The sequence below is a fragment of the Pseudoalteromonas sp. genome (assembly GCF_018402495.1).
In the GTDB taxonomy this organism is placed as follows: domain Bacteria; phylum Pseudomonadota; class Gammaproteobacteria; order Enterobacterales; family Alteromonadaceae; genus Pseudoalteromonas.
In genome coordinates this window covers 712254-738605 of sequence record NZ_JAGYIU010000001.1, presented here as the reverse complement: position 1 = coordinate 738605, position 26352 = coordinate 712254, and the positions used below count along the sequence as shown (strand labels likewise).

21 protein-coding genes and 2 pseudogenes are annotated in these 26352 nt (G+C 40.0%); 10 read left to right on the top strand and 13 right to left on the bottom strand.

The window, feature by feature from the left end; translation table 11 throughout:
• The first annotated feature begins 44 nt into the window (after positions 1-44).
• Positions 45-1376, top strand: a complete 1332-nt coding sequence (locus KG708_RS03370) for a dicarboxylate/amino acid:cation symporter (RefSeq protein WP_213608112.1) — start codon at positions 45-47, stop codon at positions 1374-1376.
• A gap of 75 nt (positions 1377-1451) precedes the next feature.
• Here the strand turns inward: KG708_RS03370 and sohB are convergent, their stop codons facing one another.
• Together sohB and KG708_RS03360 are read right to left on the bottom strand one after the other, a co-directional pair.
• Positions 1452-2468, bottom strand: a complete 1017-nt coding sequence (gene sohB / locus KG708_RS03365; RefSeq protein WP_213608111.1) for a protease SohB — start codon at positions 2466-2468, stop codon at positions 1452-1454.
• Between the two features lie 100 nt (positions 2469-2568).
• On the bottom strand, positions 2569-4998 hold the full coding sequence (locus tag KG708_RS03360; protein WP_213608110.1) for a VolA/Pla-1 family phospholipase: 2430 nt from the start codon (positions 4996-4998) through the stop codon (positions 2569-2571).
• 207 nt (positions 4999-5205) lie between these two features.
• On the opposite strand from KG708_RS03360, the gene KG708_RS03355 reads away from it, so the two are divergent.
• Positions 5206-5952 (top strand): YciK family oxidoreductase, encoded by a 747-nt coding sequence (locus KG708_RS03355; protein WP_213608109.1) that lies wholly within the window; start codon positions 5206-5208, stop codon positions 5950-5952.
• A gap of 267 nt (positions 5953-6219) precedes the next feature.
• Here KG708_RS03355 and KG708_RS03350 read toward each other — a convergent pair.
• The 4 genes and pseudogenes from KG708_RS03350 to KG708_RS03335 form a co-directional block, all read right to left on the bottom strand.
• Positions 6220-6672, bottom strand: a pseudogene (locus tag KG708_RS03350) (ISAs1 family transposase); the annotation flags it as partial.
• 7 nt (positions 6673-6679) lie between these two features.
• Positions 6680-7860 (bottom strand): IS3 family transposase gene (locus KG708_RS03345; protein ID WP_213608108.1). Its coding sequence is split into 2 segments (ribosomal slippage): positions 6680-7602 and positions 7602-7860, totalling 1182 coding nucleotides; the frame shifts between segments, so codons are not numbered across the junction.
• Between the two features lie 78 nt (positions 7861-7938).
• Positions 7939-8202 (bottom strand): annotated as a pseudogene (locus KG708_RS03340) (ISAs1 family transposase); the annotation flags it as partial.
• Positions 8203-8783: 581 nt separating this feature from the next.
• Positions 8784-10208: a sodium-dependent transporter gene (locus KG708_RS03335; protein WP_213608107.1), complete on the bottom strand. Its 1425-nt coding sequence runs from the start codon at positions 10206-10208 to the stop codon at positions 8784-8786.
• A 188-nt stretch (positions 10209-10396) separates the two neighbouring features.
• Between KG708_RS03335 and KG708_RS03330 the strand changes: the two genes are divergently transcribed.
• The 5 genes from KG708_RS03330 to KG708_RS03310 all read left to right on the top strand — a co-directional run bounded on the left by KG708_RS03330 (position 10397) and on the right by KG708_RS03310 (position 13524).
• Positions 10397-10699, top strand: coding sequence for a YciI family protein (locus tag KG708_RS03330; RefSeq protein ID WP_213608106.1), 303 nt, complete (start codon positions 10397-10399; stop codon positions 10697-10699).
• A gap of 155 nt (positions 10700-10854) precedes the next feature.
• Positions 10855-11115, top strand: a complete 261-nt coding sequence (locus KG708_RS03325; protein WP_213608105.1) for a PepSY domain-containing protein — start codon at positions 10855-10857, stop codon at positions 11113-11115.
• 3 nt (positions 11116-11118) lie between these two features.
• On the top strand, positions 11119-11793 hold the full coding sequence (locus tag KG708_RS03320) for a response regulator transcription factor (RefSeq protein ID WP_008109187.1): 675 nt from the start codon (positions 11119-11121) through the stop codon (positions 11791-11793).
• Positions 11787-13124, top strand: coding sequence for an ATP-binding protein (locus KG708_RS03315; protein WP_213608104.1), 1338 nt, complete (start codon positions 11787-11789; stop codon positions 13122-13124). The genes KG708_RS03320 and KG708_RS03315 overlap by 7 nt, the downstream gene beginning before the upstream one ends.
• Positions 13125-13176: 52 nt before the next feature.
• Complete coding sequence (locus KG708_RS03310; RefSeq protein ID WP_301003027.1) at positions 13177-13524, top strand: hypothetical protein; 348 nt, start codon at positions 13177-13179, stop codon at positions 13522-13524.
• A 770-nt stretch (positions 13525-14294) separates the two neighbouring features.
• Here the strand turns inward: KG708_RS03310 and KG708_RS03305 are convergent.
• The 3 genes from KG708_RS03305 to KG708_RS03295 are packed head-to-tail and all read right to left on the bottom strand — an operon-like array spanning position 14295 to position 17363.
• Positions 14295-14807: an MgtC/SapB family protein gene (locus KG708_RS03305; protein ID WP_213608102.1), complete on the bottom strand. Its 513-nt coding sequence runs from the start codon at positions 14805-14807 to the stop codon at positions 14295-14297.
• Between the two features lie 16 nt (positions 14808-14823).
• The gene (locus tag KG708_RS03300) at positions 14824-15969 is read right to left on the bottom strand and encodes a GNAT family N-acetyltransferase/peptidase C39 family protein (RefSeq protein WP_213608101.1); all 1146 of its coding nucleotides are present in this window, start codon (positions 15967-15969) and stop codon (positions 14824-14826) included.
• The gene (locus tag KG708_RS03295) at positions 15969-17363 is read right to left on the bottom strand and encodes a RimK-like ATPgrasp N-terminal domain-containing protein (RefSeq protein ID WP_213608100.1); all 1395 of its coding nucleotides are present in this window, start codon (positions 17361-17363) and stop codon (positions 15969-15971) included. Before KG708_RS03295 ends, KG708_RS03300 begins: the two co-directional genes overlap by 1 nt.
• A gap of 315 nt (positions 17364-17678) precedes the next feature.
• Between KG708_RS03295 and KG708_RS03290 the strand changes: the two genes are divergently transcribed.
• Complete coding sequence (locus KG708_RS03290) at positions 17679-18014, top strand: zinc ribbon domain-containing protein YjdM (RefSeq protein ID WP_213608099.1); 336 nt, start codon at positions 17679-17681, stop codon at positions 18012-18014.
• A 130-nt stretch (positions 18015-18144) separates the two neighbouring features.
• Here KG708_RS03290 and KG708_RS03285 read toward each other — a convergent pair whose 3' ends face one another.
• From KG708_RS03285 to KG708_RS03270, 4 genes are all read right to left on the bottom strand, one after another.
• Positions 18145-18621 carry a GreA/GreB family elongation factor gene (locus KG708_RS03285; RefSeq protein WP_213608472.1) on the bottom strand — a complete coding sequence of 159 codons (477 nt, stop codon included), beginning with the start codon at positions 18619-18621 and terminating at the stop codon, positions 18145-18147.
• 102 nt (positions 18622-18723) lie between these two features.
• Entirely contained in the window at positions 18724-19653 is a 930-nt protein-coding gene (gene secF / locus KG708_RS03280) for a protein translocase subunit SecF (protein ID WP_213608098.1), read from the bottom strand.
• Positions 19646-21484, bottom strand: coding sequence for a protein translocase subunit SecD (gene secD / locus KG708_RS03275; protein WP_213608097.1), 1839 nt, complete (start codon positions 21482-21484; stop codon positions 19646-19648). Before secD ends, secF begins: the two co-directional genes overlap by 8 nt.
• Before the next feature lie 108 nt (positions 21485-21592).
• The gene (locus KG708_RS03270; RefSeq protein WP_213608096.1) at positions 21593-22054 is read right to left on the bottom strand and encodes a hypothetical protein; all 462 of its coding nucleotides are present in this window, start codon (positions 22052-22054) and stop codon (positions 21593-21595) included.
• 113 nt (positions 22055-22167) lie between these two features.
• On the opposite strand from KG708_RS03270, the gene KG708_RS03265 reads away from it, so the two are divergent.
• Positions 22168-23958 carry an ABC transporter ATP-binding protein/permease gene (locus KG708_RS03265; RefSeq protein WP_213608095.1) on the top strand — a complete coding sequence of 597 codons (1791 nt, stop codon included), beginning with the start codon at positions 22168-22170 and terminating at the stop codon, positions 23956-23958.
• Between the two features lie 195 nt (positions 23959-24153).
• On the top strand, positions 24154-26229 hold the full coding sequence (locus KG708_RS03260) for a M13 family metallopeptidase (RefSeq protein WP_213608094.1): 2076 nt from the start codon (positions 24154-24156) through the stop codon (positions 26227-26229).
• The last annotated feature ends 123 nt before the right edge of the window (positions 26230-26352 follow it).

Here is a 26352-nt window from a genome sequence, read left to right as displayed (position 1 = left end):
CATGCTGTTAGTCTATGCCAAATTTATAAAAATAGATTGGAAATATGTCTAAAATCCGTTCAATGAGTTTAACTACTCGCATCATGATTGGTATGGTGCTTGGTGTTGCAGTAGGCTTTATATTTCAGGCTATATTAGCTGGTGAAGACGATTACCTAATTCCGCTTGGGTTATTCTCTTTGCCAATTAAAGCCTTTTTTGTTGATGGCCTTTTTCACGTTGGTGGGCAAATATTTATAGCTAGCTTAAAGATGTTAGTTGTTCCTTTAGTATTTGTATCACTGGTTTGTGGTACTTGTAGTTTAAGTGATCCTAAAAAGTTAGGACGCTTAGGCGGTAAATCAATTGGTTTGTACTTAGTTACAACTTCAATAGCTATAACCCTAGCTATTACTTTGGCGTTATTATTTAATCCAGGTGAAGGAATAGGGCTACCTTCTGAAACAAGTTACAATGCACAAGAAGCACCTACCCTAGCGCGCGTTATTATTGACATGTTCCCCACCAACCCATTTGAGGCGATGGCAAAGGGCAACATGTTACAAGTTATTGTATTTGCATTGTTATTTGGTATTGCAATGGCACTTAGCGGTAAAACAGGTAAACGGGTAGCTGCTGTTTTTGAAGACCTAAACACCGTTATTTTAAAACTGGTTACTTTGCTAATGAACATTGCCCCATACGGTGTATTTTTCTTAATGGCTAAATTGTTTACCACCATTGAGCTTAATTTAATCGTCAGTCTCGCTAAGTATTTTGGCGTGGTTGTTTTAGCTTTATTACTACACGCATTTATAAACTACACGCTACTTCTAAAAATACTCACCGGACTAAACCCGCTCACTTTTTTAGCTAAAATGAAGCACACCTGTTTATTTGCTTTTAGTACCTCAAGTTCAAGCGCGACTATGCCTATTACACTCGAAACGGCAACTAAAAAGCTTGGCGCTAATAATTCGGTCGCTTCGTTTACTATTCCCTTAGGTGCAACCATTAACATGGATGGCACTGCAATCATGCAAGGTGTCGCTACGGTATTTATTGCTCAGGTATTTAGCGTCGACTTGACTATTTCTGACTACTTAATGGTAATACTAACTGCAACGCTTGCTTCTGTTGGCACGGCGGGTGTACCTGGTGTTGGTTTAATTATGCTAGCCATGGTACTTAACCAAGTAGGCCTACCTGTTGAGGGCATCGCCATTATCATTGGTGTAGACAGGCTTCTTGATATGACCCGAACCGCGGTAAACGTGACCGGTGACTGTATGGTAACCTGTGTCGTTGCTAAAAGTGAGGGTGAACTAGATGAAAGTGTCTTTAACGACCCTAATGCAGCTAAAGATTTAGAGGACTACCACAAATCAATTGGCTAACAGCTTATATCGTTAGTTATAAAAAAAGCCTTGCTACTTCATTAAGTAACAAGGCTTTTTATTGAGTTTAAATTATTAAGGGTTTAACGCCTTAAATTTTGACATCAAACTTACACCCGCTTTATTCACGCCATGGCTCAAACCTATTGCCAGCTTGTCACTTAAGCCTTTTTTAATCTTGTATTGCACTTTATAAATTTGATATTGCTGTTGTTGCTCTAACAACGCATCATCGCTGGTTTTAATAGTATCGACTAACCCTTTTTCAATTGCCTGGGTTGCAAACCAATGTTCACCTGTTGCCACTAAATCCATATTTAAGCTCGGACGCTGAGTACTGACAAACGTTTTAAATAGTACGTGCGTTTGCTCTATCTCTTCGCGAAACTTTTCACGGGCTTTATCGGTATTTTCACCAAATAAGGTTAACGTGCGTTTAAATTCGCCGGCGGTAATTTGCTCAAACTCAACATCATTTTTCTTTAAAATTTTATTAAAGTTTGGAATTTGTGCAATAACACCAATAGAGCCAACAATTGCAAACGGTGCTGCAATAATATGATCAGCCACACACGCCATCATGTATCCGCCACTGGCTGCTACCTTGTCTATTGATACAGTTAACTCAATGCCTGCTGATTTGAAGCGTTGCAATTGTGAAGCAGCTAAACCATAACCATGTACTACACCACCACCACTTTCAAGTCGAACTAATACTTTATCTTTTTTAGCATCAGCAATTGAAATTATTGCGGTTACTTCTTCGCGTAAACTTTCAACTTCATGTGCATCCATACTGCCATTAAAGTCAATAACGTAGAGTCGTGGCTTAGGTGTTTCATGTTGTGACTTTTTCTGCTCTACTTTTTGCTGTTTTTGATACGCTTTTAGTTCTTTTTTACCTAGCGTATTATTTAAAAAGCTTTCTTTAATATTGGCTAATTGCTCTGATAGGTCATCAATTTCTATCTCACCTTTTTTTGCTTTTGGCTTAACAGCCGAGCTTACAATTAAAGTTAAAATGACAGCGATTGCAATAACAAAGGTAATGGTTTTTGCAAAAAACAAACCGTACTCGTATAAAAATTCCAACTGTGTTCTCCGTTTATAAATTTAACTCAATTTAACATGCTTTAAAGCAAAAAAAAGCCACTAAACAGTGGCTTTTTGTACTTAATTGAATGGTTGATTGTTAATTAGTCACAACGTCTGTGTTTGTTACCATTAATAAACGCCCTCGTGACGCTAAGTAAGTTGCAATTTGCAATTGCATCTCAGCATTTGCAGCTGCACTGCCTGCAGCAGTAGTCGACTCGCTTTCATCTTGTTCTGGTGTTAATACTGAGCCATGATGACCTGTGTTAAATTTAACTAAATAACTAGCGCCCGCCTCTGTTAAGTCTTGCGTAGTACTGACTGTTTCTAACCCCATAAAGTTAGCCAGAGGAAGTGTTCCTGCAATTGGATTGTTAGCAGTCATTGGCGGAATAACCTGATCAGGCTTGTTACTATCAGTGCCATCACCCACAACAACATTCATGTATACTGGTGTTTCAAGTGCTTTTACTGTTGCGGCATAGTTAGTCGGGTCGCCACTATCCAAAGCGGTCTGTGCTGCAAAAACAAACTGTGTCATCACGCCCTTAATGTTTTCAAGTTTATCTGTTTCACCGGCCATCGTTAGCGATGTTGCAAATTCAGTAAAGCCACAGCTTAAGAAATCCTGCATGTCTGGTAACAAGACACCACAGTTTGATAACGCGCCGGCATTTAAAAATGCATTAAACTCGTCAGCTTCTGTTGTTCCTGCTTGTGATAAAACGGACCCTTGAATAAACGGACCAAATGCTGCTGAATCTAATAAGAAGCTAGCAATACCGCCACCGCCACTTGCCAATGCAACAGCATTAACTTTAAATAATGGGTCTACTTGATCATCAATTGGGTTATTCGCTTGTGCAATAAATGCAGGCGCTACAATAGAGCCCAGCGAATGGCCAATATAAGATACCTCTTTTGCATTTAACGTATTATCACCGCTGAAGTTTAAACCTAAACGTAAGCCAAGTAAGTCAGCACTTGATTGGCGAAGGCTATCTCTGGCAACCAATAACGAGCTCAAGTTCATGTAACTAAGCACAGATCCTGTTGTCGCATTAAAATCATCAATACCATCAGCATCAACATCTATACCACGTTCACCATGACGTGGGTGGTCAATGGCTGCCGTTGCAAATCCTTGAATTGATAACTGCGCCGTTAAAGCAAGCATACTTTCTTTTTGCGTAGTGATACCGTGCTGCATAATAACTACTGGCCAACCACCTTCAGGCATAGCAATAGGCGGTAATTGAAGTTGTGCACGAATTCCATTAATAACTGGCAAAATTGGTTTTGTGATCTGCACTGGCACGTTAGCCATGCTTTGCACTTTAGGTATTGAGTTATATTTAGTTAAATGACGAGTGCTATCTAGGCCTAAATCTCGCAGCTGCCCATTACTTAGGGCTGCACACATTGCATCATTAGGACTAATAGGATCTGTAGGGAATGCTTCACCAGCCTGCGCTTTATAACCCATAATAGCAACCGCGTTATCACACATACCTTGCCAGTAAGTATCATTTAAATCACTGATTTCTTTACCTGTAGGCGTACCTAAATACATAGGTAGCTGAATGCTGCCTTTTTGATATTGAACACCTGAAAATGCATTTGACACTTCAACACCTTGTGATGCAAACACTTGCTGTACGTTAGCCATAGGCTGTTCTGGGATTTGCAGCGCCGGTGTTGGAATTGTTGGTTCTGTTAAGCTTGCTGCTAAGACCTTTTTAATTGTATCAAGTACTGGCCCTGCCGATTGCATCGTCATGGCAGCTGAGAAAATAATATCGTCTTTGGTGATATTTCCTGAGCTTACCACTACGTTTTCGTAGCTGTTAACAGCCCCTTGCAGCGCAAGTTGTGATGGCGTTACTAACGGCGCTTCTTGTTTAACAGTCGCATATGTTGATGATGGCTCAATTGAGCGACCTTCTGAATCTTTAAGCCCAGTCGTTAATACATTAATGTACGAGCTACCGGCTTTAAATGGCTTAAGTGGAATAATTGCAACCGCGTCTCCAGAGCCTTGTGTAACAAAGTCGACACCAAAGGTTAATTCGCCCACTAATTTACATGCAGCACCGGCTGGTGCTTGTGAGCATTCGGCATCGGTTAGACTTGCACCCATTATCACTTCAAAAATGCGCACAGTGCCTGGTGAAGCAGCTGATGTGGTATCTAGGCTGACACCTGGTGGAAACGTTAAGTCTATCTTAAAAGGAGTTTGTGTAGACCAGCCATCAAGTGCACCTAAAGCTAACTGAGGGTCTGCGTATTTATCTCGGGTAATAGAAACATTCTCATCATTAAGCTCCCCCGGTATATTTAATGTGCCGTCTCGTGTGCCGCTCATTAACAAATCATTAGGAACCGAAATTACACCATTTGCAGGGTCAAACTTTACCGTTGCTTTTGGAATAACTGTAACTGAATCGTTTTTAACATCTTCTAACGTTTCGCCGCCACAGCCTGCTAATGCAGCTGCGACACAGAGCGAGAGTAGCATTTTTTTCATAGTGTTCTCCGCACAAATCTTATTTTTATAGTGTGTTTATAGTCAGTGTAATCAAGTTAAAATTATGTAGCCAGTGTATTAATGAGACATTAGACCAGTTAAACTTAACGTAAACTTTCTAGTTTCGCCACCTAAATTTGTAATAAATTCGATTACTTGTCGATTTGCTATGTTAAAATCAAAAAAAATTTAAACATTGGTACTTTTATGTATACCTATCAAGCAACTGAAAACACACTTAAAGACAAAGTAATTTTAATAACAGGCGCAGGTGATGGTATTGGCCGTGTTGCTGCTATTACCTATGCAAAACATGGTGCAACCGTTATTTTATTAGGAAAAACAACTAATAAACTAGAATGTGTATATGACGAAATTGTCAATGCAGGCTACCCACAGCCAGCGATTGTGCCTATGGACTTAAAAGGTGCAACTAAACAAAACTATCGTGATTTAGCTGCAACAATCGAAAGCCAATTTGGCCGCCTTGATGGACTATTAAATAACGCCGGTATTTTAGGGTCTTTAGGGCCGTTAGAGCATTTTTGTTCATCAACATTCGAAAACGTTATAAAAGTAAACGTAACGGCACAAGCGATGATAACCAAAGCCTTGTTCCCTGTAATGCGCAAGTCAAAAAGTGCTTCTGTGGTATTTACCTCATCAGGTGTAGGTCGCAAAGGAAGAGAGTTCTGGGGACCTTATGCAATTTCTAAATTTGCGGTAGAGGGTATGATGCAAACATGGGCATGTGAAGTCGAAAAAACACCAATCCGTGTTAACTGTATCAACCCGGGCGCAACACGTACATCAATGCGTGCAAGTGCATTTCCAGGTGAAGACCGAGATTTACTTGCAACACCTGAAGATCTCATGCCAACTTACTTGTATTTAATGAGTGATGACTCAAAAAATATTAATGGTCAATCGCTCGATGCGCAATCTAAAAAATAACAATTTTGGGGGTTAATATTAAACCTGTTAACTTACCTTTAATCGCTTCATGATACCCTTAGAATAACTCAATTCTAAGGGTATTTTCACTTGATAATTAATACCATATATTTACTCACTCCAATTATGTTTATACAAAACTGCCCTTACTACTATCGCGCATTACGACGCCGATGGGTAGTGAAGAGAGTCCATTTCATCAATCCGCTACAATTGCACAAAGCAACTACACAACAAAATTCATACCTTTGTATCAACAAAGCATGGCTAGCGCATTTTAATCCCAGATTCTAACAGGGTTGAGCGATAATCATCGTCTAGCCCTGCCATTTTCTTTTTTCGCCATACTGGCTGTTTTAGTTGTATCTTGTTTAAATAACGCCATAACTATTTTTCTCATTACGTTAAAAACAAAGGGTCCTTGCTTCTTACGGATTCTTGATTCATCTTCCCTAAAGTTCATATCCAACATCCAATGCATACTTTCAACCTGCCAGTGGCTACGTACCGCATTAAATCCTTGCTCTGCACCTAACGCTAACGAACTAACATACCAACGCGTTTCTATCGTGTCTGTACCTGATGATTTGTCGTGAACCTCAGCGGTTACTTGAATAACACATTTTAAGCCAGACCATTGGTAGAATTGGTAAATCCTTCGCGCTCACTCTTGTGCCACCAAGCTTCTAATTCACTCTGCATACCTGAATGGTTACCTTTGTAGTGGTCAACTAATTTTGGCCACAATTTTAGAATCTTGGTATCTAACCTCAGATTCATTTGGCGCTAAACCAGCATTATAATGATGTGGTCTAACGTTGTTGTAATATCCGTTGATATAATTACTCACACTATATTTAGCATTTTTAAAGTTTTCGTATCCAACCTTTGGCATCCACTCCGTTTTAAAGCTTCTAAAAAATCGCTCCATTGGCGCATTATCCCAACAATTTCCGCGTCGACTCATACTTTGTGTAATTTTATAGCGCCATAAACGTTGGCGGTACTTCAAGCTCGTATAATGGCTCCCTTGATCTGAGTGAAACATCAACCCACTTGGCTTACCTCTACTTTCATACGCGAGTTCAAGCGCCTTTAGTGTTAAATTAGTATCTGGCGACAACGACATTGCCCAACCAACCACTTTACGCGCAAATAAATCAATAACGACCGCTAAATAAGCCCAGCGATTGCCTGTCCAAATATACGTTACATCACCGCACCACACAGTATTCGGTTCAATAACATCAAACTGCCTATCAAGCAGGTTTGGAATTTCAAGGTGTTCATTACCACCGCGCTTATATGAATGTTGAGGAACTTGGCAACTTTCAAGCTTTAACTTAACCATTAGCTTAGCGGCGCGATAACGGCTCAATTCAAAATCATTGTTTGTCGCTATTGTAGCAATTGTCCTTGCACCTGCTGAGCCTCCACTCATTCTATGTATTGCTTTAACTTCAGCCTCTAACCTTACTTGCTCAGGTGTCGGCGTTGTATCGCGTATAGCCCAATATTTATAGCTGCTGCGATGCACATCGAATACGCTACACAGCACGCTAATTGGATAATGCTCTCGTTGATTTAACTTCTCGATTAACGAGAATTGTTCAGGGAGTCGGACATCAAGAGAGCGGTAGCCTTTTTTAATATGTCCTTTTCTAATTCAATGCGTTGGATTTGCTTTTTAAGTTCACGAATTTCAATTTGTTCGGGCGTCATTGGTGAAGCCGATGGTGACTGACCATTACGCTCTTGTTTTAATTGAGTAACCCACTTACTTACGGTTGATTTACCAACACCCATAGCCTTGGCTGCATCTTCTTGCGTATAACCTTGGTCGACTACAAGCTGAGCTGTTTCTAATTTGATTGCCGCAGAATACGTTGCGCGTTTTAATTTCGTCATTTTTTCACCCAAATTTGTATGCTTATTAGCATAACATTTCTTTCTTAATGGGTGGCCAAAATCACTGTACCACTACACTTTGAGCGCTAAGATATAATCAGCTTTTTGTTTAATTATTTGTTTCGCTATTTCTTGCTGGCAGCCCATAGCATCAAATGTAATGATGCTATTTTCAATATCTAGCATGATGAGTAACTCAGGTATGGCTGTGATTTCATTTGTTTTGTTATCAACGGCTGTTTGCCCTAAAACTAACTGGTGTTGGCAGCTACATGCACTGACGGTATGTAAGGCACTTTTTCTATCTTTGGTTGTAAGTGAGCGACGTGCAGTTTTTCCGTTAAATCAATGATATCAAGAAGAATATCGATAAGCTCATGCTTTTTTACAGCGTTCAATGCGAGGAACGGTAATTGAATTAAAGTGTTTCAAAAAAAGTAGCGCTCATATTTTACGTGACCAAGGTGATTACTATGCCTTGATCTGATCACTACATGCTCTATAAATTCAATTAATAATGATTTTGCCGAAACAAATTCGTAGCCAAAAAGGTATATGGTCAAAAGTATTTAATATACCTTGGGGCAAACAAATAGCAGAAGGTACTTTAGCGAATAAAACGCTAAGAACTGCTTTTGTAATGCAAAAGCACGGTATAGTATTATTGGCTTTTCATAACGCCTCTTCGTATTGGATAAAATATTCTAGCGAGCCATCGCCTTTGCATTCAACTCAATTCAATTCAATTCAATTCAAAGAATTTAAGGTTAATGGGAGAGTGAGTGAAACGCTACATCCCTTTTAAAAGAAAACGGCCCTAGAGTAGGGCCGTTTGTATTTTCAAAAGCTGACCATAATTAAATAAAAGCGTAATGAACTAAATGGTATTAGTAACAACTATAACTTAATTACGTTTAATTTTATTAAAAACCAAAAATACTTATATTAAAAAACTTGGTCGCAACGGTATTTACAAAAATAACCAGTAGAATAGCTGGAATGAATGTTTGCAGTGAGAAGTTAACATACTTTTCCATAAGGCTATTTGCATAGCTAGGAGAGCCTTGCCTTAACTCTTCACTCAAACGCACTTTTTTCCATTTATACATTACGAATAAACATACCATTAACCCATTTAATGGCAAAATAGTATCGTAAAATACATCATACACAATATCGAAAAAGCTCTTATTACCACTGCCGTAATTGGCAAAATTTGTAAAGCTGTCAACCATACCAAACGATACAATACACATAATGGTGAGTACACCGGTTGATAAGGTGAGTATACCTAGCGCTTTTTTACGGCTAATACCTTTACGGTCGCTTAGTGTGGCAGTCGGAACTTCTACAATGGATACCAATGATGTAATTGCGGCAAAAAATACCAGCAAGAAGAAAATAAATGCTACGGCTGATGCGCCAAAGTAGCCAATATCATGTTGTAACGCTAACAAAATTTTTGGTAAGTAAACAAAAATCATTGACACTGACGAGTCAGATAACTTAGCCGGATCGGTATTCGGATCAAAGCTAAAAATAGCTGGCAACACCATTAAGCCTGCAACAAAGGCCACCAAGGAATCGGTAATGGCAACCATTTTTGCACTGCCAACAATATCATCTTTTTTAGATATGTAAGATGCATACGTGATCAATATACCCATGCCTAATGACAATGAGAAAAATGCTTGACTCAATGCGCCATTCAACACACTAGCATTCATTTTACTAAAGTCAGGAACAATATAATACTTAACACCCGCCATCGCGTTGTCAAGGGTGAGTACGTAACCGACCAGTACAATGAGCATGATAAATAATGCAGGCATCAAAAATTTAGCCGCTTTTTCTATGCCATCTTTTACGCCACCGACCAGAATTAAGTTAACAATAACCACAACCAGAGCCATGTAGCCAAATACGGTATAGCTGTTTATAAACTTGTCAAAATGGCCCGGATTTGCCAGCATATCCAAATTGCCAAGTGCAGTTTGGCTTAAATAACCAAAAATCCATACCGTGATCACCATGTAAAAAACAGCAATCATAAATGGTGTTAATACTGCTAAAAAGCCAGCAAACTTCCATTTAGTATCATTTGCCGATAACAATTTATATGCGCCATGGGGGTCCTTTTGTGCTTTTCGACCCATTGCCATTTCGGCCATCATTACAGGTAAACAAATAAATGCGACAAATAAAGCATAGACGAGCAAAAATGCACCACCGCCATTCTTAGTCGCAGAAACTGGAAAGCCTACTAAGTTACCAATACCTACAGCAGAACCTGCCGCTGCCAATATAAATCCTAAGCGGGAGCTAAAATGCTCTCTATTTTCACTCATGTAATAACCTTGTTATTATTTATCTTATCCGAGGAACTCTACCAGTGTTGTATAACGCTTTTCAAGCAATTACCGCGTAAAAAAACATTCTTGACGTAAACAACGCCTTAAACACTTTTAATTCACCATTTATCAACGCTATGCTAGTATGCAGTTAATTAAATTTAACAAGTTTTGAGAGTATTTTTATGTTGTATATGATTTATTCAACGGACGTCCCAAATAGTTTAGAGCACCGTAAACTGGCTCGACCAGCTCATTTAGCACGCCTCCAAACGCTAGAAGAGCATGGCAGATTATTCACCGCAGGTCCCCTTCCAGCGGTTGATAGCGAAGACCCTCAAGATGCAGGTTTTACTGGTTCTTTAGTGATCGCTGAGTTTAATTCTTTAGAGGATGCCAGAGAATGGGCAGCTGATGATCCATACGTTTCAGGTGGCGTATATGAAAACTCAATTGTTAAACCATTTAAAAAAGTGTTCCCTGCTTAATGGGGTGATTTATTTAACTGCAAGCTGCAATTCAGGGCTTGTTCACTCATTTTTAATTAAACTTTACCTTATAAAAAATTTAAGTACACAGCATAATATTTAAATTTTAGTGGTTTAGTTTGTAAGCTAAGCAGGTATATTCTAGGAGTTTCGTAATGCGTGTATTGTTAATGCTCAATGTAATCGCGTTTGTTTGTTTGGCTAATTTAGTGCATGCAAACAATACCAGCTATACAACCGATAAAGTTGAGATAAGCAAAAAGAAAGCAGTGATTCTTGCAAAACAAAACACAGACGGTACGACATTAAAAATTACTGAAGAAACACTTTTTTATACTGTACGAATTTTAAAAGCTGACGGCCACGTCGTCGATTTGAAAATAAACAAAAAAACTGGCGAAGTGAAAAAGGATTAACCAATGCGAATTTTAGTAATAGAAGATGATTTACACTTAGCAGACAACCTGCGTAATGCATTAGAAAAAGAGCGATATAGTGTTGATTTATGTCACGATGGTGAAGCTGGTCTTTTTCATATAACCGAGTACCCTTTAGATATGGCGGTTGTTGATTTGGGCTTACCAAAAATTGACGGGATTGAGTTAATTAATAAAGCAAGAGCTCAAGGAATAACCATCCCAATTTTGATTTTAACCGCGCGCGATCGTTGGCAAGATAAAGTGGAAGGTTTAGATGCAGGTGCTGATGATTATCTAACCAAGCCATTTCATGTAGAAGAGCTGATTGCGCGTTGTAACGCGCTTATTCGTCGCAGCGCAGGTAAAGCTAACCCTGAAATGACTGCAGGTCCTATTAAAATTCATACTCGCTCACAGCAAGTGTGGGTGAATGACAAGGAGTTAAGTCTGACAGCATACGAGTACAAAGTATTAGAATACTTAATGGTTAATCCACAAAAAGTAATATCAAAATCTGAACTTACAGAACATATTTATGACCAAGACTTTGATCTTGACTCAAATGTGATTGAAGTGTTTGTGCTGCGGTTACGTAAAAAATTAGATCCAGATGGAGTGCTTAACCCAGTAGAAACATTGCGCGGGCGTGGTTACAGGTTAAAAAGCCAGTGGTAACAGCACAAACATCATTAAAAATAAGACAAGGGTTTATTCTTGTCTTTGTTTTGTTAGTTGCTTTACCTATTTTGTTTTACTCAATAGGTAAAGCGTATTATGCGTCACTTGTTGACGCCACCGAAAAAAATCTCGAAGCACATCTTTATTCACTTATTTCTGAAGTTGATTTTACTGAGCGAGGCATTGTCATGCCTAGCTCAATCTTAACGCCTGAACTCAATAACTTAAAATCTGATACCTACGCGATGATTTATCGTGATGATGAGCCTATTTGGCATTCTGAGTCTGCGGTTAATGTCAATTTTGTCCCCGAATATATAGAGCCCAAAGCAGGTGCTGCAGACTTTAGGCGAGTCGTTTATAACAACACCGTTTATTGGCAATTAAGTTTAACAGTTATTCTTAATAATATTGATCAATCCGAGCAAGCTCGATTTATTCTACTCAAACGCAATGATGCCCTACTACGTTTAATGAATGGGTTTAAGCAAACCTTGGTTGATTGGATGTTTATAATGGGGATTGCCATTGCAGGGTTAATGGCCATTGGTTTTATTTGGAGTGCAAGGCCGCTACAGCGACTAGATAAAGAAATAAAAGCCATTGAATCGGGTGATATTCAACAAATTAAAGGCTTATACCCTATTGAATTACAAACAATTAAAGCCGATTTAAACTTATTGCTAGAGTCTCAGCAGCGTCAAAAAGAACGTTATAGAGCTTCACTTAGTGATTTAGCTCACGCACTTAAAACGCCGTTGGCGGTATTGAAATCCAGCCCCCTTGCCAATGATGCTGATGCACAAGAGCAGCTAGACAGAATAAATGTGATGATCGAGCACCAATTAAAACGAGCAGCTACTGGGGCTTCAGATACGTGGAAAAGGCAAACCCCAATCAAACCAGTACTCGACTCTATTTTAAATGCTATGGGTAAGGTTTATCGCGATAAAGACATCATATTTAATTGTCACGTTGATGATAAAGACTATTTTTTAGGCGATAAAACCGATTTAATGGAGTTGTTAGGCAACTTAATAGATAATGCCTGTAAAGCCTGTCGCTCCCAAGTAAGTATAGAAGTTTCTCAAGGTGAAACTCTCAGTATTAGCATTTGTGATGACGGCCCAGGTATCGCGCCAGATAAACGTGAGTCGTTACTTCAACGTGGTACCCGACTTGATACTTACGAAAGTGGCCATGGTGTGGGCATGGCTATTGTGTCTGACCTAGTTAAGTCATATCACGGCTTATTGACCATATCTCAGTCGCAACGTTTAGGCGGCGCAAAATTTACACTCGAGTTTAATTACCATGAAAAAAAATAAATCTGCCCTTTGTTTTTTCTTAACCCTATTGTTTTTTTGGGCCCAACCAAGCATGGCTACAAAGCTACAATGTACCCTTAAAGATAACCCTCAACCAGAACATCTCAAAGCATATACAAAATGCCTAGACGCTAAATTAAATAGAATACAGCAACAACAAGATAGCTGGGTACAAAAGCGTACTTTTGAACTGTCTGAATTAGTGAATGAAACAGGCAACACACACGTTTCTTCATTGTTTAAGCAAAGCATTACTGCCAAAGACAAGTATATTCAAAAAAGCTGCCAATGGCGTTACATGTTAAAGCAACCCAATACACCACAAGCTGCAATTGCTTATAAAGAATGTGAAATTGCACTGATAGAGCAATTTATTGAGCAGCTTAAAACCGCTCTTTAATTACCATTAGTGAATAAATTTTCAGTATGCTTGGTATTTAGGCAGTACAAACCTATGCTGTTTAGATAGCACCATTACTAATTGATAACGCATTGAAAGTGCCAACATGCACTATCCAAAAGACTCGTTCTAAAGCTTTTCTCTACTTTTATGCCAGTTCGCTTAATTTAATTTGCTATTTTGAATAAGGAAGGTCTTATACCAATCTGCTTTGATATGGGATCTATTTTAATGATAAGAAAATTGCTCTATAACTAGACAAATTTTTTGATATCTAGGCCTGTTGACCTTTGCGGATTAAAATTTGTTCAAACTAGGAGCGGTTTAATCGCCCCAAGAGGTGTGTAACCTAGTGGGCTAAGTAAAAACCGAGCAAAGCTTCCGCGTCCTGCTCACGCCCCTTGCCTACATCCATGTAGGCAACAAAGAGTAAACCGTCCCTAGGCAGAACCCGAAGGGCAGCGCCTGTTTGGCATTGATGCTGCGTTATAGCCTATTTATGGGGAATAACACACTACATAGGCTCTGCCTTGCCTAAATACCAAACAGACTGCTGCAAATTAACCTTGAAAGATCAACAGACCCTAGTTGTTCTAAATGAAAAAATCTTAACAACGTTATAGGGTGATTTAATTCGTTAAACAGAGCAAAATAGTTATGCAAGTTGGTAATAATATCAACTCCATATTACGTTCAACTACGGCTTGATTTTAAACACTTTGGATTAGCTCCATCAAACACAATGCAAATAAGCAATAAAACGCCACTCATTAGTAGCGCTCGTTATTAATGCTGTCTTTTCGATAATAGCGTTTATGATAACTTTTCACTTTAGCATGCACGCCTTTACTTAAGCTTTTAAACTTAGCCTCTAGCACGTCAACGCCGTATAAAATACCCACCACAAGTACCGAAAGCTTAATAGCAGCCCCTAGATTCTCGGTTGCTATCATCACGCCAATGGAGGCCAGTACCCAAATGGTGGCAGCAGAGGTAACACCGACTACCGCACCGTCTTTTGCTAGCATTACGCCTGCGCCTAAAAAGCCAATGCCGGTAATTATTTGCCCGACTACGCGAGAATGATCAATTACATCCCCTTGTAAATTAAACGCAGTCGATAAAAACAAGTAAGTACCTAAGGTGATCAGCGCAGAGGTACGGATCCCTACAGGTTTGCCACGCAATTGTCGTTCTATACCAATAATAGCGCCACAAAAAGCCGCCGTACCAATAGCTGCCCACGAGTATGGGGCTACATCGATAAAATCTAAAAATGTCACTTAAAATCCTAATCTGTTATTTTTTACCAATAGCAACTGCCGTTCTAAGCCTTTGACTACCAAAAGCCGACATTTTACTGAAATCGCTGCGTGCAATTGGCACATATTGACAGTCAATCGCTAATTGATTGTCATTACCTGGTTCGCAAAACGGGTCATGTACGTACACACAGTGCGCATCTAAATGAGTAACACATACCCAATGCGGTGATTTTTTTCCATCAAACCGATAAGTGCTTATTAACAGCAACACGCTAAAACCTTGGTTTAACCAAGTTTCTATATCGGTTAATTCAACATCTTTATAGGTAACAGGAATATTAGCCGAGGCTATGCCTTCAACAAATTGCTGATGTACCGTCGCCAGCACCGTTTTTTTATTATCACTGCGTACCCCATCTAAAAATAATGGCTCTGAGGTATTAACAATGACCTCACTTTTAAACCCCCGTTTATTTGCAGCCAGTGCCAAGCCAAACGGATGACAACCGCCATGCCCAGAAGTCATAAAAATGGTGGTGCCTTCACGCCATAATGCTAGTTCATGTGACTGACTCAGCTCTGTGCTGTTATCAAGCGAGCCCATTGCCATTAATAACGCAGCAGGTCCACAGGTAAACTCGGTGGTTTGCTGATACCATGGCGTTAAACGCTCAACTTGCAACTCGCTGGTTTGACGGATGTTTTTTTGCATGCGTAAGGCATCACTGTGATCATCGTAATAATCACTGTATTGACCAAAAACACGATACCCTACACTTTTATAAAGCCCTATGGCGCTGTCGTTATTTACCGCCACTTCTAAACGCAAATAAATACGCCCACGCTCACTAGTGGCTTTTTCAAGGGCTTTAAGCAGCGTTTTAGCGATTCCTTTGCCTTGCATCGTCGGTAATACGGCTAAAGAATACAAACGCGCTAACCGCGTGCCTTTATGGCACCACACCAAACCGTAACCACATAATTGCGCATTGTGCTCGGCGACTAATAAAATCCCATGTTTAGCACTAAGCCAACGCTTTAAACTTCGCGCACTTAGCTTATCGTTACTAAAGCAGGCATTTTCAAGCGCCACTAAGGCTTTTAAATCACTCGCGCTTGCAGGGCGAATACTAATATCCGCTCCTGCCAAAATCGTTATATCAGACAATGCGTTAGGCATTAGCCGCGGCCTCGTGCTTCAAGGCGCTGTTTAAACTCATCCATAATGATCATGTATAACTCATCACCTAAGTAACCATCTTCTACTTTGTGATCAATACTTGGGTTATCGTTTACTTCCAACACATACGCACGGCCTTGATGCTCTTTTACATCCACACCGTATAAGCCCTTGCCCACGGTTTTACATGCTTTTAAAGCAGCATCCAGTACGGCTTTTGGTAGTTCAAAGGTCGGTAATGTTTCAAACCCACCTGAAAAAAATCGTTTTGCGTCATGGTTGTATATTTGCCAATGGTTACGTGCCATTAAATAACGACACGCATAAATAGCACGGCCATTGAGCACGCCCACTCGCCAATCGTATTCTGTATACATGTACTCTTGCGCCAACACTAGCGCGCTTAACGAAAATAGTTCGCTGAGCTTAGTTTCAAGTTCGTCTCGACTAGCAACCTTGTAAACGCCTTTTGAAAACGAGCCTTCAGGCATTTTTAATACCAGTGGATAAGTAAATGACGCTTCTAGTTGCTCAATTGTGTCTTTTGATTGCTCTGCCACCACCACGGTTTTTAAGCTCGGTACTTTTTGATAATTGAATGCATCATGTAAGTACACTTTATTACAGCATCGTAAAATAGACTCCGCATCGTCAATCACCACTAAACCTAGGCTTTGCGCTTTACTTGCAAGGCGGTACGTTGGGTGATCAATCGCTGTTGTTTGGCGAATAAACAACGCATCAAATTGGGCAATATTGTCTATTTCCTCAAAGCTGAGTGCTTTTGCATTAATACCATGTTTCGCTGCTGCTTTTATAAAACGTGTAATTGCATCTTTATCGCTTGGCGGTACTTTTTCGTTATGATCAACCAAAATAGCCATATCCCAACGAAAACGACGTTCAACCTTGCCAATTCGCCACTGTGTTTGCGTAAACTCATTTAGTTTTTCTACAAAATCAGTGTGTTGCTGCTCGCTCAAGGACGCCAATGATCCTTGTTGTAATAGGCCTTGCTCATCAACAAATAAAATAGGTGCCGGATATTGTTTAAATACCGATTTAGCGGCTTTAACTTGTTGATCATTTCCCGCGTGACCAAAATAAACAGCACCATCAATATGCCCGATGTTTTGTAATGACGCTTGATTGCTTCGAAGCGCGTTAATTGTTTTTACACTCGGTAATACTTGATGCTTACGCGCCTCAGCAAGTAACGAACAGTAATAACCTTTACTTAAATACTGGCTAGCATCACATAGATTTATTATGCGGGTTTTTGGTTCGTTGCGTTTTGGGTAGTCACGCAAATAGGTGTTAAAGGTAATGACATTTTCAAATGAAAGAGCAAGCGTTTGCTCATTGTTATCAACCACAATTAAGGTTTTAAACACGACTTTTCCTAGTTAAGTCAAAATATACAAAGCAGCCTTGCTAATCAGTTAGCTCAGCGAATAAAACAGCAAATAGAAACACCTATCGCACTAAGTGCAGCATTTAGCAAATCACTTAATACGATAGGTGCTTTAACGAATATCTACTATAAACGTTAGCGCTTAAATTGCTTAAGCGACAAGTAATTTATATGCCCTTTTTCAGATACGCACAAACGAGATATTTTTAGCGTAAAGATAAAAATTTTTGATGAACTTTTTTATTGCTAATTTGTGTTTTAAAATAGCCAAAATTTAATACTAAAAGTGATCATCATGTCTCTTCCCGCTTGTCCTAAATGCCAATGTGAATTCGTTTACGAAGACCAACAGCTGCTTATTTGTCCAGAATGTGCCTATGAGTGGAACCCGAGTATTACTGATGACGAAGATGCTATTTTAGTGAAAGACGCAAACGGCACTTTGCTTGCTGATGGCGATAAAGTAACCGTAGCTAAAGATTTAAAAATTAAAGGTAGCTCGCAAGTTATTAAAATTGGCACCAAGGCCTTAGTAAGACGTGTACTTGATAAAAAAGATCATGAGCTTGACTGTAAAGTAGATGGCATAGGTGAAATGATGGTGACGGCTAAATTTGTTAAAAAAGCCTAACTCGTTGGTCGGATAAATGGCGAAGCTATGCCATCCGACAATTAATTTATGAATAACGATAAATGCATATTTCGTTGGTATGGTTTTGTCGGATGGCGTTTCGCTTATCCGACCTACCTATAAAACCACTTTATAAAATCTCAACCACATCATAACTATGTTTTACATCACCGAGTGTTAAACTAACTTCATCATCAATTTGTTTACCTAATAACTGTTGGCCTAATGGTGCACCAGAGGTAAGTACTTGAATAGTTGTGCCTTTAATATCAACGGTTAATCCACCAGCTGCTGGGCCTAAATAAAACCATTTTTGTGTGCCTGCATCATCTTCTAAACACACCAATGAACTGACTGCTATTGTGCCTGTAACGGCGTCGTTGTAGATGGCTTCAAATAGTTGTATTTCTTTATAACACTCATTCACCCGATCAGCGTGACCTTGCGCTAAATACGCAGCTTCAAGCCCGAGCGTATCATATTGAGTTTCTGCAATACTTTCTTCGTGGGTCGCGGTATCGTGGGCTGTTTTAGCTGCAATTTTCGCAGTATTGAGCTGCTCTTCTAAGGCAAAACGCAGGTGCTCTGTAACATGGGCTTTATTCATTTGGAAATTCACTAAATACGGTAAAAATAATTTTGCCATTTTAGCATTGTTGCTACACCTAACACTATCCCTTTGCTGTGTAACAACAATGCTGATTTAAGCCTATGGCATATCCATTAATGCCTGCGTTTGCTGATCCACTTGCTTATCGTAGTTTTTAGCACTTAACCCAAGTAGCTCGGGTAATGTTGCAGCAATACAAATGGACGATAACGTGCCTACGACTATTCCTGCAAACAGAGCAATTGCAAATCCCTGAAGCGGAGCCCCTGCTAACAGCCAAACACTTGCCACCGTTGCGAGCGTAGTCCCGGAGGTAATAAGCGTACGAGTTAAGGTGCTTTTAATAGCACTGTTGATAATACTGCTTGGTTTGAGTGTGATGTTTGTTGGTATGCGCAACAGCTCGCGCACCCTATCTCCAACTATTATTGAGTCATTTAATGAGTAGCCAATAATCGCCAACAAACTGGCTAAAACAGTTAGGTTAAACTCTATTTGTAACCATGCAAATAAGCCAACCACCAGCACTAAGTCATGAAATAAAGCCACCACAGAGCCTAATGCCAAACGCCATTCAAAACGAACAGCTAAATAAATCATTACCGCGACCATCGCAGCAAATAATGCTAAGCAGCCTTGTTCAAATAGTTCATCACCCACTTGAGAGCCAATATAAGCCGATGATAAAACCTCAGCATTTATAGTTGGGTTTTGGCTAATAGCCGTTTTCCAGTCATCGTTATTGCCTGTATTATTGGGGCCTTGTGTTAGTTGAAAATGATTATTGCCCTGTGCTGTTAGTTCAAATTCACCCTGATGATTTTTAGCAATAAATTGCTCAAGCTGTTTTAGTTCAACACCTTGGCTGGTGGTAAATTCGGTTAAATAACCACCAGTAAAATCAAGGCCAAAATTAAGTCCTTTTTGGGCAATGGTAAACACAGATAACACCACAAATATGGCACTAATAAACATACCTGTATAACGCACACGAGTCCCTGACTCATAGTTTAAAAAAGTGTTAAGCATGCGTTTTTACTCCTGCTTTTTTACCAAACTTTAAATATAAGCCAAGGCTTAAATATTTCGATACATACACACCAGTAAATACCGATGTAATAAGTCCTAGCGCCAGCGTTATAGCAAAGCCTTTTACAGGGCCATAACCTATGCCATATAAAATAATCGCGGTGATCATCGTGGTAATATTGGCATCTAAAATCGTATTCGCAGCTTGTTTATAGCCCTCTTGTATCGCTTGATATGGAGGGCGTCCTTTGCGGCGCTCTTCTTTAATGCGTTCAAATATAATCACGTTAGTATCAACCGCCATTCCTATGGTTAGTACCAAACCTGCAATACCAGGAAGTGTTAAAACCACCCCAGGTAATAATGACATTAACCCCACTAAAGACGTTAAATTTAAAACTAACGCAACATTTGCAATAAGCCCTAAACGACGATACCACAGCGCCATAAAGGCAAGCGTTAACCCCATGCCTAACATTAACGCCGCCAACCCATTGTTAATGTTGTCTTGACCAAGGCTTGGACCAATAGTTTGTTCATGTACTATGGTCACTGGCGCAGTAAGCGATCCTGCACGCAGTAATAGCGCTAAATCGGCTGCCGCTTGCTGGTTTTTCATATTGGTTATACTAAAGCGCGAGCTTAAATGCTGGGCTATATTCGCCACATTAATGACTTCGCTTTTTTTAACCACTTCACCTTTAGCATTTTGTGAATACTCTGAATAGAGCGTTGCCATCGGCTTGCCTATATTCGCCTTAGAAAACGCCGACATAGCATCGCCACCTTGACTATCTAGGCTCAGTTGTACTAAAGGTTTACCCCAGTCATCACGGCCAATATTGGCATTATTAATGTGCTCACCAGTAAAAATAGGCACAGGGTCGAGCTTAATAGTCCCACCCGATTGCAAATTAAATTTTTGCCCGCCAATCTCTTTAAGTTGATAAAATCCAAGTGACGCGGTAGCACCAATAATACGTTTTGCCTCGGCTGGATCTTGTACGCCGGGTAGCTCAATGCGAATGCGCTGCTTACCTTGGCGCTGTGTAACCGCCTCGGTAATTCCTAACTCTTCAATGCGTGAGCGAAGCGTAGTGAGTGTTTGGCTCATGACTTGTTTATCAAATGCGCTGCGCCCTTGCTCAGAATAACTCACTTTAACGACCTGTAAGTTGCCATGAGTTGATGTGGTTATAGTTAGATTTTCAAAGCGGCTTTTAAGGTCGTTAATAACTGAGGTTAGCTTTTCGGCTGCATTTTCTAATGCACTTATTTCAAAGCCTTGTTTAGTTTGCTTTGCTTTAACACCATAGGCTTTTTGTTTAACAATAATGGCTTTCGTTTGCTGGTAAGCACTGAGTAATTGCTCATCAATGGCTTTATCTAAATCAACATCAAGTACAAACAATACCCCGCCGTTTAAATCAAGACCCAGCTTTATGGGCGATAAACCAAACTCTTGTAACCAAATAGGGCTGGTTGCATGTTCTACAATTTTAACTTGTGTATTTGGGTAATTCGATTTTATAGCCGCTTGAGCTTGGGCACTTTGCGTAGGTGTATTTAAAAGCACATTAATTGTTGCTTGGTTTTCTACCCCTTGGCTGACCTCAAAACCTTGGCTATTTAAAAAGCGCACTATGTTTTCAGTACTTGGTATTGCTTGTGTTTTAACCTCAGGTGCGGCACTAATATGCAACCACGATTTATTCGGGTATAAATTAGGTAAAGCGCTTATTGCCAGTAAAACCAATACAACCAACATGGCTACATAGCTTAATTTAAATTTAGCCATAAATGGCTTTTTTTGTTTTTTAAAACTTAACATAGTTGTTCCTTATTACTAGGCATAGCCCAGTAACGTACCTATTAGGCACAATTAAACTTAAGGTCAAAACGCGATGCGTTAAAACCAATTTACGATAATTAAGGAACTTTAAGCGTGGTAGGTGGTTACAGCGGTGTATAACAGATTCGCATCTTTCCAGCCGCTCAAGCGCGACTTTTTACTTTTAAATACCCAGGTATACCAAGGCTGACTTATGGTGACTGCTTGCGGTCGCAAAAAAATATGCCTACACCCATTTAGGGCAAAAAACTCATGCACTACATCGTATTCAGGATCGCCCTGCGCACTGTGTAAAAATAAAAATGAGTTATTGGCTGTTAGCCTAGGTTGATGCGCAGCAAACTCAGAATGCTTTGAGTTTTTATGCTGTAAATTACCTAGCGATTTTATAGGTGTGGGAGCGTTAGTTAAATTTTCGACATTACCAACATGGCTATAACTGCTTTGGTTACTGTTTAATTCGTGTTTTACGCCCATAGCATGGCTTTGCACACTAAATAGTGCGGCAAAAAACAAGCATGTAGCTAAAAAAACGCGAAATTTAAACATCTGTCATTTAAAACTAAAATAAAGGATAGCTAGTATATAAGGGCAGCTAATTAAAATACAATAGCCAACATTAAGCTATTTCATTTATATAAAAACAAATACTGAGATCCTCGATGCGCTCCAGACAAAGTTCAGTAAAACGCCCCGATGCTATGAATTTAAAACAAAGCATTCATACGTTGTGGCCCTACATAACTAAGTTTAAAGGCCGTGTGCTCATTGCTATATTGGCATTAGTAGGTGCCAAAGGCGCGACATTGCTTATGCCATGGGCTTTAAAAGAAATAATTGATGCGGTTGATAAATCAATTAACCCGCTACTGCTCGTCCCAACCTTATTACTCGTTATGTACGGCGCACTGCGATTTGCCAGCGTGTTTTTAGGTGAAGTACGCGATGCTGTATTTTCTCGAGTCACCGAGCATGCCATGCGTGATATTGGCCTTAAAGTATTTAAACATTTGCATTCGTTAGATTTAGCCTTTCATTTAGACAGGCAAACTGGCGGTATAAGTCGAGACATAGAGCGCGGCACCAGTGGTTTGAGCTTTTTAATGCGCTTTTTAATGTTTAATATTGTGCCCACGTTGTTTGAAATAATTACCGTGGCGATTATTTTTGGCACCTTGTTTTCTATTTGGTTTGCGTTGATCACCCTACTTGCTGTGGCTATTTATATCTTTTTTACCGTGACAGTTACCCAATGGCGAAACCGCTTTATTCGCGAGTCAAATGCCGCCGACAACCAAAGTAACACCCGCGCCATCGACAGCTTATTAAATTACGAAACCGTTAAATACTTTAATAACGAAGAGTATGAAGCTAAAACTTACGATACGTTTTTAGCAACCTGGGAACAAGCACGATTAAAAAACAGACTCTCGTTACTGGCGCTAAATTCAGGGCAAGCACTCATAATTGCCTGTGCAATAACCGCATTAATGTGGCTTGGCGCAAGTGAGGTGGTCACGGGCGAGTTAACGATTGGTGAACTGGTGATGATCAATGCGTATATGATTCAACTCTTTTTACCGCTCAACTTTTTAGGGTTTGTGTATCGCGAAATACGCCGTGCCCTCACCGACCTTGAAAACATGCTCGGCCTGCTTAATACACAACCTAAAGTGGCGGATGCTCATGAGGCCAAAGAATTGGTCATTAAACAAGGTGAAATTAGCTTTGATAAAGTAAGCTTTCACTACGACAGTAAAAGGTCTATTTTAAAAAGCATTAGCTTTAATGTTGCTGCCGGCTCAAAAGTCGCGATTGTAGGTGCAAGTGGTGCAGGAAAAAGCTCATTAGCCCGATTACTGTATCGCTTTTATGAGCTGTCATCTGGGACTATTAGCATAGATAAACAAGCAATCAATACAGTTACCCTTGCAAGCTTGCGTAAAGCCATTGCGATAGTCCCCCAAGATACTGTGCTGTTTAATAGCACCATCCGTGAGAATATTGCCTATGGCAGACCCTCAGCAACTGAAGATGAAATAAATAAAGCAATTAACATGGCGCACTTAACCGACTTTATAAATAGCTTAGACAAAGGCGATAAAACCCTCGTGGGTGAGCGTGGGTTAAAAGTCTCAGGGGGTGAAAAACAACGGATTGCCATTGCCCGTGCTATTTTAAAGCAATCACCCATCTTAATCTTTGATGAGGCAACCTCGGCGCTCGACTCTCATGCAGAGCAAGCTATTTTAAAAGCGATGCGTGAAGTGGCAAATGATCACACCAGTATTGTTATTGCACACCGACTTTCGACCATAACCGATGCAGACTCAATTATTGTTTTAAAAGCTGGTGAAATTATTGAACAAGGCAAACACCAAGAACTACTAGATCAAAACGGTGAATATGCTCGTATGTGGGCATTACAGCAAAAGCAGTCAAAGGCGCAATAAATTAAGCCGCTCAAGAACGATTGAAGTAGTTGAGTGTTTTTTTGCTATTTTGATAGTATTTTATTCATCTTATCGACCGGTACGGTTATTCACCTCAAAAGGTTTATTTGCAGTGAAGTTATCAATACAATCAAATGGCTATTTTTATAACAAAAATATAACGAATTAAATAACGTGAATTCATAGGGGAAAGTAATGAAAAAAAGTTTAATTGCAGCGGCACTCGCCGCTACATTTATTACCGGCTGTTCAGAGCCACAAACAACAAAAACTGAACAAGTAGCAACAGCTGAAAAGCCACATGTAACGACTAAAGCAGAATTAGGCACATTTGGTGTTGATTTAAGCGCGCGTAATGAAGCGGTAAAACCAGGCGATGACTTTTTTATGTATGCCAGCGGCACATGGTACGACAACTACGAAATGCCAGCAGATAAAACACGCTACGGTGCGTTTTCTGCGTTAGCTGAACGCAGTGAAGACCGCGTAAAAGAAATTATTGAAGACATTGCAGCGCGTGAAAATTTAAATGCAGAAGAGCAACTAGTTGCTGACTTTTATAATTCGTATATGGATACCGACACGCTTAATAAGCTCGGTGTGACTCCCATTAAGCCATTGCTTAACGATATTAATGCTGTCGACTCAACTGATGACTTAGCAAAAATCTTTGGTAATTCATGGCTCACAGGTGTTAGCGCCCCTCTTGGTGGTGGTATGTGGTTTAACCGCTTAGATCCTAATAAATACGAAATGTCGTTAGGTGCTGGTGGTTTAGGCTTACCTGATCGTTCTTACTATCTTGAAGATGCAGAACGTTTTGTAAAAACCCGTGAAGCATATGTTGCACATATTGCCGACATGCTTAAATTTGCCGGTGTTGAAAATACCACTGAACGTGCACAAGCAATTTTAGCGCTAGAGACAAAAATTGCAGAAGGTCATTGGCCACGTGAAAAACGCCGTAATCGTGACATAACACTAAACCAAATAAAACGCGACGAGTTAAGTACCCAGTACCCTGGATTTAATTGGGATTTATACTTTGCGCAAACAGGTTACAAAGTACCGCAGCTAAATGTGTCGCAGCCTGAACCTGTAAAGGCCATGATTGATTTAATCAACAACGAAGATTTAAACGTATGGAAAGACTACCTAACCTACCATGCCATTAATGGTAATGCTGGGCTGTTGTCAGAAGACATATTTAACACCAGTTTTGCCTTTTTTGGTAAAGAGTTAAACGGTCAGCAAGAGCCACGCCCTCGCTGGAAACGTGCGATCAGCCAAATGTCAGGCACTAGCTCACTCGGTTTTGCGATTGGTAAAATTTATGTAGATCGTTATTTCCCTGAATCATCGAAACAACAAATGTCTGAGCTGGTTGAAAACTTACGCACAGCGCTTGGCGAGCGTATTGATAACCTAGATTGGATGGGCGAAGAAACAAAAGTCAATGCGCGCGCAAAACTAGCGGCGTTTGTGCCAAAAATTGGTTACCCAGACGAATGGCAATCGTACGAAGGCTTAAGTATTAGCAAAAATGATTTAATGGCTAATGTAAAAAATATGCGTGAGTTTTTCCAAGCCGATAGCGTAGAAAAAGAGCTGAAAAAGACCGACCGTAATCGTTGGGGTATGACACCACAACGAGTAAATGCGTATTACAATAGCTCATTTAATGAAATTGTATTCCCTGCCGCTATATTACAACCGCCATTTTTTGATCCAAATGCCGATCCGGCGGTAAACTACGGTGGTATTGGCGCCGTAATTGGCCACGAAATGGGCCATGGCTTTGATGATCAAGGCTCAAAATCAGATGCTAACGGCATACAACGTAACTGGTGGACTGACGAAGACCGTGCGGCTTTTGATGCAAAAGCTGACAAATTGGCGGCTCAGTACAGCAAATACGAGCCCATTCCTGGTAACTTTGTAAATGGCCGTAATAGCTTAGGTGAAAATATTGGTGATGTAGGTGGTTTAGCCATGGCTTATCATGCCTACAAACTCAGCCTAAATGGTAAGGAAGCCCCTGTGATTGATGGTGTAACCGGCGATCAACGTTTCTTCTTAGCATGGGCACAAGTATGGAAAGAAAAACGTACTGAGCAAAGCATGTTAAACCAATTACGTGGCGGTACGCACGCGCCAGGTCGCTTTAGAGCACAAGCTCCTCGTAACCATGACGCTTGGTACAAAGCATTTGATGTAAAACCAGGTGATGAGTTGTATTTACCAGAAGACGAACGCGTTCGTATTTGGTAATACTCTGACAACCCTTCATTGATTGTAAGGTATTAAACAACCCGCTTCGGCGGGTTGTTTTATTTTTGGCTACTAACAATACTTACTAGCTCTGTCCCGCATTTACCTTTAGAATATGGGCTT